At 72.8% G+C, this 12,013-nt stretch carries 14 protein-coding genes; 7 read left to right on the top strand and 7 right to left on the bottom strand.

Annotated elements, in window-relative coordinates; translation table 11 throughout:
- Positions 1-54: 54 nt before the first annotated feature.
- The 4 genes from lysS (at position 55) to RKE38_RS10990 (ending at position 2,810) form a co-directional block, all read left to right on the top strand.
- Positions 55-1,512 carry a lysine--tRNA ligase gene (gene lysS / locus RKE38_RS10975; RefSeq protein WP_316007636.1) on the top strand — a complete coding sequence of 486 codons (1,458 nt, stop codon included), beginning with the start codon at positions 55-57 and terminating at the stop codon, positions 1,510-1,512.
- On the top strand, positions 1,509-1,709 hold the full coding sequence (locus tag RKE38_RS10980; RefSeq protein ID WP_316007459.1) for a hypothetical protein: 201 nt from the start codon (positions 1,509-1,511) through the stop codon (positions 1,707-1,709). Before lysS ends, RKE38_RS10980 begins: the two co-directional genes overlap by 4 nt.
- Before the next feature lie 97 nt (positions 1,710-1,806).
- Positions 1,807-2,139 (top strand): Lsr2 family protein, encoded by a 333-nt coding sequence (locus RKE38_RS10985; RefSeq protein WP_316007460.1) that lies wholly within the window; start codon positions 1,807-1,809, stop codon positions 2,137-2,139.
- A gap of 212 nt (positions 2,140-2,351) precedes the next feature.
- Positions 2,352-2,810 (top strand): hypothetical protein, encoded by a 459-nt coding sequence (locus tag RKE38_RS10990; protein WP_316007461.1) that lies wholly within the window; start codon positions 2,352-2,354, stop codon positions 2,808-2,810.
- Here the strand turns inward: RKE38_RS10990 and ligD (RKE38_RS10995) are convergent.
- Together ligD (RKE38_RS10995) and ligD (RKE38_RS11000) are read right to left on the bottom strand one after the other, a co-directional pair.
- Positions 2,807-3,682 (bottom strand): non-homologous end-joining DNA ligase, encoded by an 876-nt coding sequence (ligD, locus tag RKE38_RS10995; RefSeq protein WP_316007462.1) that lies wholly within the window; start codon positions 3,680-3,682, stop codon positions 2,807-2,809. The two genes, RKE38_RS10990 and ligD (RKE38_RS10995), sit on opposite strands and share 4 nt — an antisense overlap.
- The gene (ligD, locus tag RKE38_RS11000; protein ID WP_316007463.1) at positions 3,675-4,619 is read right to left on the bottom strand and encodes a non-homologous end-joining DNA ligase; all 945 of its coding nucleotides are present in this window, start codon (positions 4,617-4,619) and stop codon (positions 3,675-3,677) included. Before ligD (RKE38_RS11000) ends, ligD (RKE38_RS10995) begins: the two co-directional genes overlap by 8 nt.
- A gap of 83 nt (positions 4,620-4,702) precedes the next feature.
- Between ligD (RKE38_RS11000) and RKE38_RS11005 the strand changes: the two genes are divergently transcribed.
- From RKE38_RS11005 to RKE38_RS11015, 3 genes are all read left to right on the top strand, one after another.
- Positions 4,703-5,653, top strand: a complete 951-nt coding sequence (locus RKE38_RS11005; protein ID WP_316007464.1) for a Ku protein — start codon at positions 4,703-4,705, stop codon at positions 5,651-5,653.
- 9 nt (positions 5,654-5,662) lie between these two features.
- Complete coding sequence (locus RKE38_RS11010; protein WP_316007637.1) at positions 5,663-6,064, top strand: nuclear transport factor 2 family protein; 402 nt, start codon at positions 5,663-5,665, stop codon at positions 6,062-6,064.
- A 107-nt stretch (positions 6,065-6,171) separates the two neighbouring features.
- Positions 6,172-6,999: an Fpg/Nei family DNA glycosylase gene (locus RKE38_RS11015; RefSeq protein ID WP_316007465.1), complete on the top strand. Its 828-nt coding sequence runs from the start codon at positions 6,172-6,174 to the stop codon at positions 6,997-6,999.
- 19 nt (positions 7,000-7,018) lie between these two features.
- On the opposite strand, the gene RKE38_RS11020 is transcribed toward RKE38_RS11015, so the two are convergent.
- From RKE38_RS11020 to RKE38_RS11040, 5 genes are read right to left on the bottom strand one after another with little or no spacing between them, the layout of a single operon-like run.
- Complete coding sequence (locus RKE38_RS11020) at positions 7,019-8,146, bottom strand: vWA domain-containing protein (protein ID WP_316007466.1); 1,128 nt, start codon at positions 8,144-8,146, stop codon at positions 7,019-7,021.
- 1 nt (position 8,147) lies between these two features.
- On the bottom strand, positions 8,148-9,131 hold the full coding sequence (locus tag RKE38_RS11025) for a vWA domain-containing protein (RefSeq protein WP_316007467.1): 984 nt from the start codon (positions 9,129-9,131) through the stop codon (positions 8,148-8,150).
- Complete coding sequence (locus tag RKE38_RS11030) at positions 9,128-10,024, bottom strand: DUF58 domain-containing protein (RefSeq protein ID WP_316007468.1); 897 nt, start codon at positions 10,022-10,024, stop codon at positions 9,128-9,130. The genes RKE38_RS11025 and RKE38_RS11030 overlap by 4 nt, the downstream gene beginning before the upstream one ends.
- Positions 10,003-11,037 (bottom strand): MoxR family ATPase, encoded by a 1,035-nt coding sequence (locus tag RKE38_RS11035; protein ID WP_316007469.1) that lies wholly within the window; start codon positions 11,035-11,037, stop codon positions 10,003-10,005. Before RKE38_RS11035 ends, RKE38_RS11030 begins: the two co-directional genes overlap by 22 nt.
- 59 nt (positions 11,038-11,096) lie before the next feature.
- Positions 11,097-11,960, bottom strand: coding sequence for a S1C family serine protease (locus RKE38_RS11040; protein ID WP_316007470.1), 864 nt, complete (start codon positions 11,958-11,960; stop codon positions 11,097-11,099).
- Positions 11,961-12,013: the final 53 nt, after the last annotated feature.

Here is a 12,013-nt window from a genome sequence, read left to right on the forward strand (position 1 = left end):
TCGACCCCCGGCCAGACGACCGTCGCCACCCCCGAGACCGACCTTCCCGAGCAGATGAAGGTCCGGCGGGACAAGCGCGACCGCCTGCTCGCCGAGGGCCGCGACGCCTACCCGGTGTGGGTCGACCGCACGCACACGCTCGGCGAGGTCCGCGAGCAGTGGGGCCACCTCGAGGCCGGCGAGGAGACCGACGACCTGGTCGGCGTCGCCGGTCGCGTCATCTTCATCCGCAACACCGGCAAGCTGGCGTTCGCGACGCTCCAGGAGGGCGTCGGGACGCGCCTGCAGGTGATGCTCAGCCTGGCCGAGGTCGGCGAGGAGTCGCTCGCCGCGTGGAAGGCCGACGTCGACCTCGGCGACCACGTCTTCGTCGAGGGCCGGGTCATCTCCTCCAAGCGCGGCGAGCTGTCGGTCATGGCGAAGACCTGGCAGATGGCCTCCAAGGCGCTGCGCCCGCTGCCGGTGCTGCACCACGACCTGTCCGAGGAGGCGCGGGTCCGCCAGCGGTACGCCGACCTCATCGTGCGCCAGGAGTCCCGCGACATGGTGCGAACCAAGGCCCGCGCGCTGTCGGCGATCCGCGGTGTCCTCGACGGGCAGGGCTACCTCGAGGTCGAGACGCCGATCATCCAGCTGGTCCACGGCGGCGCTGCGGCGCGGCCGTTCCGCACCCACATGAACGCCTTCGACCAGGACATGACGCTGCGCATCGCCCTGGAGCTCAACCTCAAGAAGGCCGTCGTCGGCGGCGTCGACCGCGTCTACGAGATGGGCCGCATCTTCCGCAACGAGGGCGTCGACGCGACCCACAGCCCCGAGTTCACGATGCTGGAGGCCTACCAGGCGTACGGCGACCAGACCACCATCGGCGCGCTCATGCGCGACCTCTACCTCGGCGTCGCCGACGCGCTCGGCTCGCGCACGGTCCAGACCGAGCGCGGCACGGTCGACCTCGACGCCGAGTGGCGCTGGCTGCCGGTCTATGACGCGGTCAGCGAGGTCCTCGGCGAGACCGTCACCCTCGAGACCGACCTGGAGACGCTGAGCGGGTATGCCGCGAAGCACGACGTCGCGATCGACCCGGCCTGGGACAAGGACAAGGTCTTCCTCGAGCTGCTCGGCGAGCTCGTCGAGCCGACGCTGCTGCAGCCGACCTTCCTCTGCGACTACCCGGCGGTGGCGCAGCCGCTCGCCCGTCCCCACCGGTCCAAGCCGGGCCTCATCGAGGCGTGGGACCTCATCATCGCGGGCGTCGAGCGGGGCACGGGCTTCTCCGAGCTCGTCGACCCCGTCGTGCAGCGCGAGGTCCTCACCGCCCAGTCGATCAAGGCAGCGGGCGGCGACCACGAGGCGATGCAGCTCGACGAGGACTTCCTGCGCGCGCTGGAGTACGGCGCGCCGCCGATGGGCGGCCTGGGCCTGGGCATCGACCGGATGATCATGCTGTTCACCGGCGCGAACATCCGCGAGACGATCCTGTTCCCGCACCTGAAGCCCGAGGTGTCGCGGTGAGCGGGGTCTGGCCCTACATCGCGGCGATCATCCCGTCGGCCGGTGTCGGATTCCTTTTCTGGGTCGTCGTCAAGAACATGATCGAGGGCGACCGCAAGGAACGCCTCGCGCATTCCCAGTGGGACCGCGAGCACGAAAAGGAACAATCTCGGGAAAAGGCGGCGGAGAATTCCCCGGCCCCGAAGGAAAATGACTGAGAAAGGCCCCGGAATTCGCCACCCCGCTTTTGCGGTGGTCCTTTTCCCGGCTATCTTCCTCTCGTAAGGATTTCCTTTTCCCCTGAGAGGAACCCAGATGGCCCAGCGTGTGAACATCGTCCTCGAGGACGACCTCGACGGCAGCGAGGCCGACGAGACGGTGTCGTTCGCCCTCGACGGCACGACCTACGAGATCGACCTCAGTGCCGCGAACGCGGCCAAGCTGCGCGACGCCCTCGCGCCCTACGTCGGTCACGCCCGCCGCGCGTCGGGCCGCCGGGCCCCCGCCCGCTCCACCTCGGGCCGGTCCGCAGGCGCCAAGCGCGACCTCGCCGACGTCCGCGAGTGGGCGCGCGCGAACGGCCACCAGGTGAGCGACCGCGGCCGCATCTCCGCCGAGATCCAGGCGGCCTACGACAAGGCGCACTGACCGCCATCTCCGCCCGTTCCCTCGTCGACCGGCTCCGGCCGGTCCTGACCTACCCCACCCTGCGCGCGGCAGGCCCGGACGACCCGGACCTGCCGTGGCGCTGGGCGGACGTCCTCGCCGGCCAACGGATCGGCGAGGACCCCACCGGGCCGTGGCGCTCGGCGCTGTCCGCGTCGACGGCCCGCCAGTACGCCGCTGCCACCCCGCCCGCGATGCCGGCGGCGTTCGTCCTGCAGTGGCTGCTCGAGGTCGCCGCGGTGCCCGCCGCCCACGCGGCCGTGCACACCGCCCACGTGCTCGACCCGCTGCGGGCCGGGCTCAGCTTCGCGCTCGAGCCGCGGCAGCTCTACCCCGTCGTGGTCCAGCTCCGGGAGGCCCCGGTGACGCCGATGCTGCTCGACGAGCGGCTCGAGGCGGCGCACGCGGCATACCTCTCGGCGGCGACCGAGCTCGCACTCACGTACCGGCCGGGCGTGCACCTCGGGACGCACCAGCGGCTGGAGATGGTGCGCGACGTCTGGGCGATGGCGGTGGCGCGGGCCTGCGGGCAGGCGCCGCCGCAGCGCGGGTCCTGCTGCTACCTCTACGTGCTGCCGGGGACGCACGAGTGCACCGGCTGTCCCCGGCTGCGCCGGCGGCCGCCGTCACCGCACCGGCGCTCGGGCGGCTAGGCCAGCAGGTCCTCGATCAGGTCGCCCTCGGAGTCCAGCCGCTCCAGGACCTCCTCGAGGTCGAGCTGCTCGAACCGGCCACCCTCGGCGCCCCGCTCGACCTCGTCCCAGGTGCGCGGCGCGGCCACCGTGGGGGCGTCCTTTCCCCGCAGCGAGTACGGGCAGATGGTCGTCTTGGCAGCGACGTTCTGGCTCCAGTCCAGGAAGACCTTGCCCGGCCGCAGCGACTTGGTCATCTTCCAGACGATGAGGTCGGGGTGCTTCTTCGTCAGCTCCTGCGCGAGCTGCTGGGCCAGGTCGCGCGTCTGGTCCGACGACAGGTCGCCGGGCATGGTCGCGTAGAGCTGCATCCCCTTGCTGCCGCTGGTCACCGGGTAGAGGTCGAGGCCGAGCTCACCCAGCCGGTCACGCACCAGGAGGGCGACCTGCGCGCACTCCTCCAGGCCGGCCGGGGCACCGGGGTCGAGGTCGACGACCAGCCGGTCCGGGTGCAGCCGCTTCCCGTCGGCGTCGACGCGCCATTGCGGCACGTGCAGCTCGATGGAGTTGAGGTTGACGAGGTAGGTCAGGTGCGACAGGTCCTGCACCATCGGGTACGTCACGTCGTCGACCTGCACGCGTGGCAGCCACGACGGCGCGCCCGAGGGCAGGTTCTTCTCGAAGAAGCTCTGGTCGGACGTCCCGTGGGGCCAGCGGACGCGCGTCACCGGGCGGCCGGCCAGGTGCGGCAGGATCACGTCGGCGACCTGGGCGTAGTAGTTGAGCACCTCGCCCTTGGTCGTCTCGGTGTGCGGGTAGAGCAGCTTGTCCAGGCTCGTGAGCTTCAGCCGCCTCCCCGCCACCTCGACGCGGGTCACCTCGCCCTCAGGCACCGTCCACCTCCTGCAGGTCCGCGGGCGTGAGGTCGGGGCGCACCCCGAGGTATGCCGGCTGGCGCAGCCGGCCGTCCCGCGTCACCTCGAGGGCGCGCACCTCCACGACGAGGCGCGGCTCGACCCACGTGGTGCCGACCGCGTCGACCCGGGGCACGGGCGTGGAGAACGGCGAGTGCGGGATCGTCCCGGTGCCGATCTCCTCGGCCAGGAGCGTGGCTGCGCGGCCGGCGATGCCGCTGCCGACACGGCCGAGGAAGGCCCAGCCGCCGGCGCCGTCGGGGGTGCCCACGAGGATCGCCCCGAGCCGGCCGGAGTCGTTGGTCTGCTCCGGTCGCCACCCGCCGACGACGACGGAGTGGGTGGCCCGGTGCGGCGACTTCAGCCAGTCCGCGGAGCGCCGCCCGGGCAGGTAGGGGGAGGAGCGGCGCTTGCTCACGACGCCCTCGAGCCCCTGCTCCAGCGTCGCGTCGAACAGCTCCTGCCCGTCGTCGTAGACCGGGGGCACCTGCCAGTGCCGGCCGTCGAGGTCGAGCCGCTCGAGCAGCTCGCGCCGGGCCGACAGGGGCTGGCCCGTGAGGTCGGAGCCGTAGAGCCGCAGCAGGTCGAACACCATGAAGGTGACCGGTCGCGTCGCTGCCAGCCGCTCCGCCTTGCGCCGGTCGCGCACGTGCATCCGCTCGGCGAGGGCGCCGAAGGACGGGCGGCCACCGTCGAGGGCGACGACCTCGCCGTCGAGCAGCATGTCGTCGTAGAGGTCGGCGAGCCCCGCGAGCTCGGGGAAGCTCGCCGTCGCGTCGTTCCCCGCCCGCGAGGTGAGCGTCAGCCGGCCGTCGCGGACGTCGGCGAGAACGCGCATGCCGTCCCACTTCACCTCGTGCAGCCAGTCCTCCCCCGTGGGGAGGGCCGTGGCCGGCGTGGCCAGCATGGGACGCATCCGGTCATTCTGTCAGCGCACTCCGCGCGGGACGTGGAAAAGGGACGTGGCGCCGCCACGCGGCATACGCGAAGATCGTCGGTATGCGAGCCATCTGGAAGGGCGCGGTGTCGTTCGGGCTGGTCAACGTGCCCATCCGGCTGTACTCCGCCACCGAGAACCACGACGTGCAGTTCCGCCAGGTGCACCGCGAGGACGGCGGGCGGATCAAGTACCAGCGGATCTGCTCGATCGACGGCGAGGTCGTGTCCTACGACGACATCGCCAAGGGGTACGAGACCGAGGACGGCGAGATGGTCGTCCTCACCGACGAGGACTTCAAGGACCTGCCGGCGACCAGCAGCAAGGAGATCTCGGTCGAGAAGTTCGTGCCGGCCGAGCAGATCGACCCGATGCTCTTCGACAAGTCGTACTACCTCGAGCCGGACAAGGCGGCGACCAAGCCCTACGTCCTGCTGCGCGACGCGCTCGAGCGCGAGAACCGCATGGCCGTGGTCACCGTCTCGATCCGCACCCGCATGACGATGGCGGTGCTGCGGGTGCACGAGGGCGTCATCGTCATGCAGACGATGTTGTGGCCGGACGAGATCCGCAAGCCCGACTTCGCCACCCTCGACGACGACCAGAAGGCCACCAAGCAGGAGCTCGCGATGGCGGACCTGCTCATCGAGCAGCTGGCCGGCGACTACGAGCCGGACGAGTACGAGGACGACTACGCGGCGGCGCTGCAGGCACTGGTCAAGGCCAAGGTCGAGGGCGGCGAGGTGCAGTTCACGCCGGAGTCCAAGGACGAGTCCGGCGAGGTGGTCGACCTGCTCGCCGCGCTCAAGCGGTCCGTCGACAAGGCCAAGGCGTCCCGCGGCGAGGCGCCCGCCCCGCAGAAGGCGGCCGCAAAGAAGACCGGCGCGTCGGGCGCGACTGCGAAGAAGGCGACCGCCACCAAGGCTGCCGCGAAGTCGACCGCGGCGAAGAAGACCGCGTCGAAGAGCGCGTCGAAGACGGCCGCCAAGAAGACCGCGAAGAAGGCCAGCTGAGTGAGTGCGATGCCCACCGACGACGACCTGTCCGTCGTCGAGGACTGCGAACGCGCCCTGCTCACCGGGTCGGTGCGCGGTGACCGGCTCAGCGCCGGGCTCCTGCTGCACCCGGAGTTCCGCGAGGTCGGGCAGTCGGGCACCGTCTGGGACCGCGACTCGATCCTCGACCTGATGGAGGCCGAGGCCCATGCGGGCCCGGTCGCCATCCGTGCCGAGGACCTCGTGCCGACGGCACTGGCGCCGGACGTGGTGCTGCTGACCTACGTCTCGGTCTCCGCGCACGGGCGCGCCCACCGGTCGTCGGTGTGGGTGCGCCGGGACGGCCGCTGGCAGCTGCTGCACCACCAGGGCACGCCCGTCCCGCCCTCGGCCGCACCTGCCCCGGGACCCGGCACGCGAGACGAGTGACGCGCACTGTGCGTTCCCCCGACCACCGGGGCAACGCACAGTGCGCAAGGCCGGTGGCCCAGCCCCGGCCCACCGCCGACCGGCCGGTGTGCCCGAGAATGGGACACATGCCCGAAGGCCACACGCTCCACGCCCTCGCGCGTGACCTCGACCGCGCCTTCGCCGGCACCCGCCCGGAGGCCACCAGCCCGCAGGGCCGGTTCGCCGCCGGTGCCGAGCTGCTGTCCGGACGCGAGCTCGTGCACGCCACCTCGTGGGGCAAGCACCTCTTCGTGGAGTTCGAGGGCGACGCCTGGCTGCACGTGCACCTCGGCCTGATCGGGAAGTTCTCCGTGGACGGCCACGAGTACGCCGGCGCCACGCCCGTCACCGGCCAGGTGCGGCTGCGGCTGCAGACCGACGAGCACGTCGCTGACCTGCGCGGCCCGAACCTCTGCGCCGTCATCACGCCCGAGCAGGTGGAGGCTGTCACCTCCCGGCTCGGCCCCGACCCCCTGCGGCCCGAGCCCGACCCGGACATCGCCTGGCGCCGGATCAGCCGCAGCGGCAAGTCGATCGCCGAGCTGCTCATGGACCAGTCGGTGCTCGCCGGGGTCGGCAACGTCTACCGTTGCGAGGTCCTGTTCCGCCAGCGGGTGGACCCCTTCCGGCCGGGCCGGGAGATCCGCCGCACCACCTGGGACGCCATCTGGCGCGACCTCGTCGACCTGCTCCCCATGGGCGTGGCGACCGGTCGCATCGTGACGGTCGAGAAGCAGGTCGAGCAGGTCAGGGCCGAGCTGGCGGGTGGGTCCGCGACGCCGCTCCTCGAGCGCACCTCCTACGTCTACCGCCGCCAGGGCGAGCCGTGCCGCGTCTGCGGCTCACGGGTCCGGACGCAGGTCGTGGCCGGCCGGAACCTCTTCTGGTGCGGCCGCTGCCAGCGTCGTCGCTGACCCCACCGCAGCTGCCACCTCACTGGGGGTGGGTGACCCACCTGCCCCCGAGGGCGAGGCCGAGCACCAGCACGAGGGCGGCGAGGGCCGCGAAGCCGACGCTGATGTCGACGGTGCGCTCCTGGCGGTCCACCTGCGCCGGCAGGTCCTTCAGGACGTCCTGCAGCTGGCCGGCGTCCTCCGCCTTGAAGTAGCGCCCACCGGTGGTGTCGGCGACGTTCTTGAGCGCGGCCTCGTCGACGACGAGGAAGTTGCGCCCGCCGGGACCGATCGCCCCGCCGAAGCCGCCCCCGAATCCCCCGGGCGGCCCGTCGAGCGCGCCCCCACCGAGCTGCTGGCGGGTGCAGACCATCTGGGTGGGCTGGGTCGTGCCGAAGCCGATGGGGAAGACCCGCACGCCCCGCTGGGCCGCCTGCTGGGCCGCGGCGGCAGGCGTGACGCCGCGGGTGTTCGCCCCGTCGGTGAGCAGCACGACGATCTCCGGCGCGGTGCGCACGCCGCTGGGCGGTCCCGGCGTCGGCGACCCGGGCGCCGGCTCGGTGGGCACCGGCTGGGCGGGATCGGTCTGCGGCATCGCGGCGGTCGGGTCGGACGGCGCGACCTCGGGGTTGATCTCGGAGATGGCGTCGATGGACTTGAGGATGGCCGAGCCGATGGCGGTGCCGCGCCCGGTGGTGAGCGCGTCGACCGCCTGGCGCAGCTGGTCGTGGTCGGTCGTGGGCGCGACCGCGAGCTCGGAGAACCCCGAGAAGACGACGAGCCCGATCCGCAGGTCGCCGTCCTGCCGGTCGATGAACTGGCGCACCGCCTGCTGGGCGGCCGTGAGCCGGTTGGGCTGCACGTCGGTGGAGCACATCGACCCCGAGACGTCGATGGCGAGGATGACCGCCGAGCTCGACACCGGCACCTGCGCCCTGACCTGGGGCCGCGCCCCGGCGACCGCCAGGAGGGTCAGCGCGGCCAGCACGAGGGCCACCGGCACGTGCCGACGCCACCGGCGCTGCCGCGGGAGCGCCGCGCGCAGGAGGGAGACGCTGGAGAACCGGATCGCCTGGCGCCGGCGTCGGCGCAGCTGCCACACGTATGCCGCGGCGAGCGCCGGCACCGCCAGGAGTGCCAGCAGTGCGTATGGGAGCCCGAAGCGCATGTCAGACCACCCGTCCCGACCGCAGGATCGACAGGGCGGCACCGGCGAGCAGCAGGACGGCAGCAGCAGCCGCGAACCACGAGGTGACCTCGCGCTTCTCGCTGCGCGCCGTCCAGGCGAGGTGGATCGAGTCGTAGACCTTGGCCAGCGCGGCGGCGTCCGTGGCCGACCGGTACTGCCCGTCGGTCCGCTGGGCGATCTGCTGCAGGGTGGCCTCGTCGAGGGCGGTCGAGATGGAGAAGCCGTCGACCTGCAGGACCGTTCCCTGGGGGCTGCCGAGCCCCACCGGGTAGACGCGCACCCCGGCTGCGGATGCGAGGTCGGCGGCCGCGAGCGGGTCCGGCGGGGTGGTGTTCTCGCCGTCCGACAGCAGCACCATGACCGCCGACCCGTAGTAGCCGACGTCGACACCGTCGAGCGAGCCGCTGTCGTCCTGCGGCACCGTGATCGGCTTGCCCGCGATGGCCCCGAGCGCGGCGACGATGCCCTGCCCCAGCGACGTCCCGCCCTGGGGGCTCAGCCGGTCGATCGCGGCCAGCACCATGGTCCGGTCGTCCGTGGGCTGCTGGGCCACGACCGCGCTGTCGCCGAACGCGACGACCCCCAGGCGGATGCCGGCGGGCTGGCGGCGCACGAACGAGGCCGCGGCGGCCTTGGCCGCCTCCAGGCGGGTGGGCGTGACGTCCTTGGCCCCCATGCTCGTCGAGACGTCGAAGGCCAGGACGACCGTGCCCTCCCGGTGCGGCTCGGTGATCGTCGCCTCCGGCCGGGCCAGCGACAGCAGCAGCAGCGTCAGCGCCGCGAGCATCAGGGCCGCCGGCACGTGCCGCCCGCGGCCCGGCTGCGAGGACTCCGGCACGACGAGTCCCTGGGCGGCCAGGCGCGCCCGGCCCGCGGCGCGACGACGCTCCTGGCCCCGGTACGCCACGACGAGGACGGGGACCACGAGGAGGGCCAGCAGGGCGAGCGGCCAGACGAACGTCATCCGCGCCTCCGGCGGCGCAGCTCGGAGATCCTGGCGAGGGAGCGCACGAGGTCGTCGTCGGTGGCCACCCGGTGCAGGTCGGTGCCCGCCCGGCGTGCCGTCGCGACCAGCTCCTCCTGGCGCTCCCCGGCCGCCGCGGCCAGGCGCTCGCGGAAGACGGGGTCGCTCGTGTCGACGAAGATCTGCTCCCCGGTCTCGGCGTCCTCGACATAGACCATGCCCACCGACGGCAGGTCGGTCTCGCGGGGGTCGGCCACCTGCAGGGCCACGACGTCGTGGCGGCGGGTGAGCAGCGACAGCGGCCGTTCCCACCCCGGCTGGCTGATGAAGTCGGAGACCACCACGACCAGCGAGCGCCGCCGGGCCACCCCGAGGCCGGCGTGGAGCAGCACTCCGAGGTCGGTGGTCGTGCGGTCGGCCGGCTCGCGCGGCGGCTCGAGCAGCGCCCGGGAGATGCGCAGCACCTGGTTGCGCCCCGAGCCCGGTGGGATGGTCCGGACTCCGTCGTCCAGCAGCAGCGCGCCGATCCGGTTGCCGCCGCGGGCCAGCAGGTAGGCGAGGGTGGTGGCGACCTCGGCGGTGACGAGCGACTTCTGCCGGTCCACGGGGCCGAACGACATCGAGGCGGACCGGTCGAGCAGCAGCCACGCAGTGACTTCACGGTCCTCGACGTACTCGCGGACGTACGGGGTGTCCATCCGCGCCGTGACGTTCCAGTCGATGTGCCGCAGGTCGTCCCCGGCCTCGTACTCGCGCAGGTCGGTGAAGTCCAGGCCGCTGCCCCGGAACAGCGTGCGGTAGTCGCCCTGCAGCCGCCCGTCGAGGCGGCGCACGACCCGCCACTGCAGCCGGCGCAGCAGGCTCTCCGGGGTCAGCGTGGCTGCGGCGTCCACGGTGCCTCGCTGGTGTGGTGGCGGCGGTCGCGCAGCGGCACGTCCGGCATACCGACCGCGTCGAGGACCGGCCCGAGCAGGTCGTCCGCGGAGATGCCCTCGGCGAGCGCCTCGTACGACAGGACCAGCCGGTGGCGCATCACGTCGCGGGCGAGGTCGCGCACGTCCTGCGGGCGGGCGAAGTCGCGCCCGCGCAGGAACGCCAGGGCCTTGCCGGCCAGCACCAGGTTGATCGACGCGCGCGGGCTCGCGCCGAAGGAGATGAACCGCGCCAGCTCGCCCAGGCCCACCTCGGCCGGTGCACGGGTCGCGCTCGCGAGCCGCACGGCGTACTCGATCACCGCGGGGTCGACGTAGACCCGGTCGGTGCGGCGCTGGTACTCGATGAGCTGCTCGGTCGTCAGCACCTGCTGGGCCTTCTCGAACGTCGTCGTCATCCGCTCGACGACGACGAACTCCTCTGCGGCAGTGGGGTACCCGATGAGGACCTTGAGCATGAACCGGTCGACCTGCGCCTCCGGCAGGGCGTACGTGCCCTCGGACTCGATCGGGTTCTGGGTCGCCATGACGAGGAACGGGTCGGGCGCCTGGTAGGTCTCGCGCCCGATGGTCACCTGGCGCTCCTGCATCACCTCGAGCAGCGCGCTCTGCACCTTCGCCGGCGCCCGGTTGATCTCGTCGGCGAGGACGAGGTTGGCGAACACCGGGCCGAGCGAGACCTGGAAGTCGCCCTCCTTCTGGTTCCAGATGCGCGTGCCGACGACGTCGGCGGGCACGAGGTCCGGCGTGAACTGGATCCGCTGGAACTGGCCGCCGACGGCCTGCGCGAGCGTCTTGACCGCCATCGTCTTGGCCAGGCCGGGCACGCCCTCGACGAGCAGGTGCCCCCGGGCGAGGAGCGCGACGAGCATCCGCTCGAGCAGCTGGTCCTGCCCGACGATCGTCTTCTTCACCTCGTAGAGCGCCTGCTCGAGCGGGTGCTGCCGGCCGGGCTCGGGTCGGTGCGGGTCCATGCGGTGCTCCTCCGGGTTTCCGACGGGGTCGTCGCGGTCGTGCGGACTGGGAAGTGTGGTCACTGCGGCGGGGCTCCGGCGGCGCCGCCGGCGGTGGCGATGGGCACCGCGAAGCCGATGCCGACGAAGAAGCTCTGGCGCGAGGGGTTGGCCAGGCCGGTGACGACACCGACGACCTGCCCGTCCCGGTCGAGCAGAGGGCCACCGGAGTTGCCGGGGTTGACGGCGGCGTCGAACTGGATGAGGTCCTTGAGGGTCCGGCCCTGCTCGACCTCGACGGTGCGACCCGTCGCCGAGACCACGCCCGCCGACAGGGAGTGGGTGAGCCCCAGCGGGTTCCCGAGGGCGAAGACCGGGTCGCCGACCTGCACCCCGCCGCCGAGGACCGCCGGGACGAGCACCTGCGGCAGCCGGCTCGGCAGGAGCACGGCGATGTCGGAGGCCGCGTCCTGCTTCTCGACCGTGGCCGGCGAGCGGGTGCCGTCGGCGAAGGTCACCTCGATGCTCGACGCCTTGGCGACCACGTGCAGAGCAGTGAGCACCGTGCCGTCCTGGGCGATGACGGTGCCCGCCCCGGTGGAGGTGCCGCCCGCGAGCCTCCCCTCGACCGTGACGAGGGACGGCCGGGCGGTGTCGTATGCCGTGGCCGCGTCGGGGGGTGCCTGCCGCGCCTTCTTCTCGGCGTCGGCGATGCCGTTGCGCACCGCCGCGTTGACGTCGGCCCTGGTCAGCGGCGGCGTGCCCGGACCGCGGGTGAGCGCCCACGTGCCGACGGCCAGGAGGGCGACGAGGAGCACGACGGTGGCCACGAGGGCGCGGCCGCGGAGGCGGGGCAGCCGGTCGCGCCAGGGGCGGCGTGCGGGGTCGTCGACCGTCTCCCCCCTGGGCTCCCGGTCGACCGCAGGGAGCCCCAGCCGGTCCACCCTTGCGAGCGTACGTCCGAACGTCCCGGCGCGACACGGGTGCAGCGGTTTCA

This window comes from Phycicoccus sp. M110.8 (genome assembly GCF_032464895.1).
Taxonomy (GTDB): Bacteria; Actinomycetota; Actinomycetes; order Actinomycetales; family Dermatophilaceae; genus Pedococcus.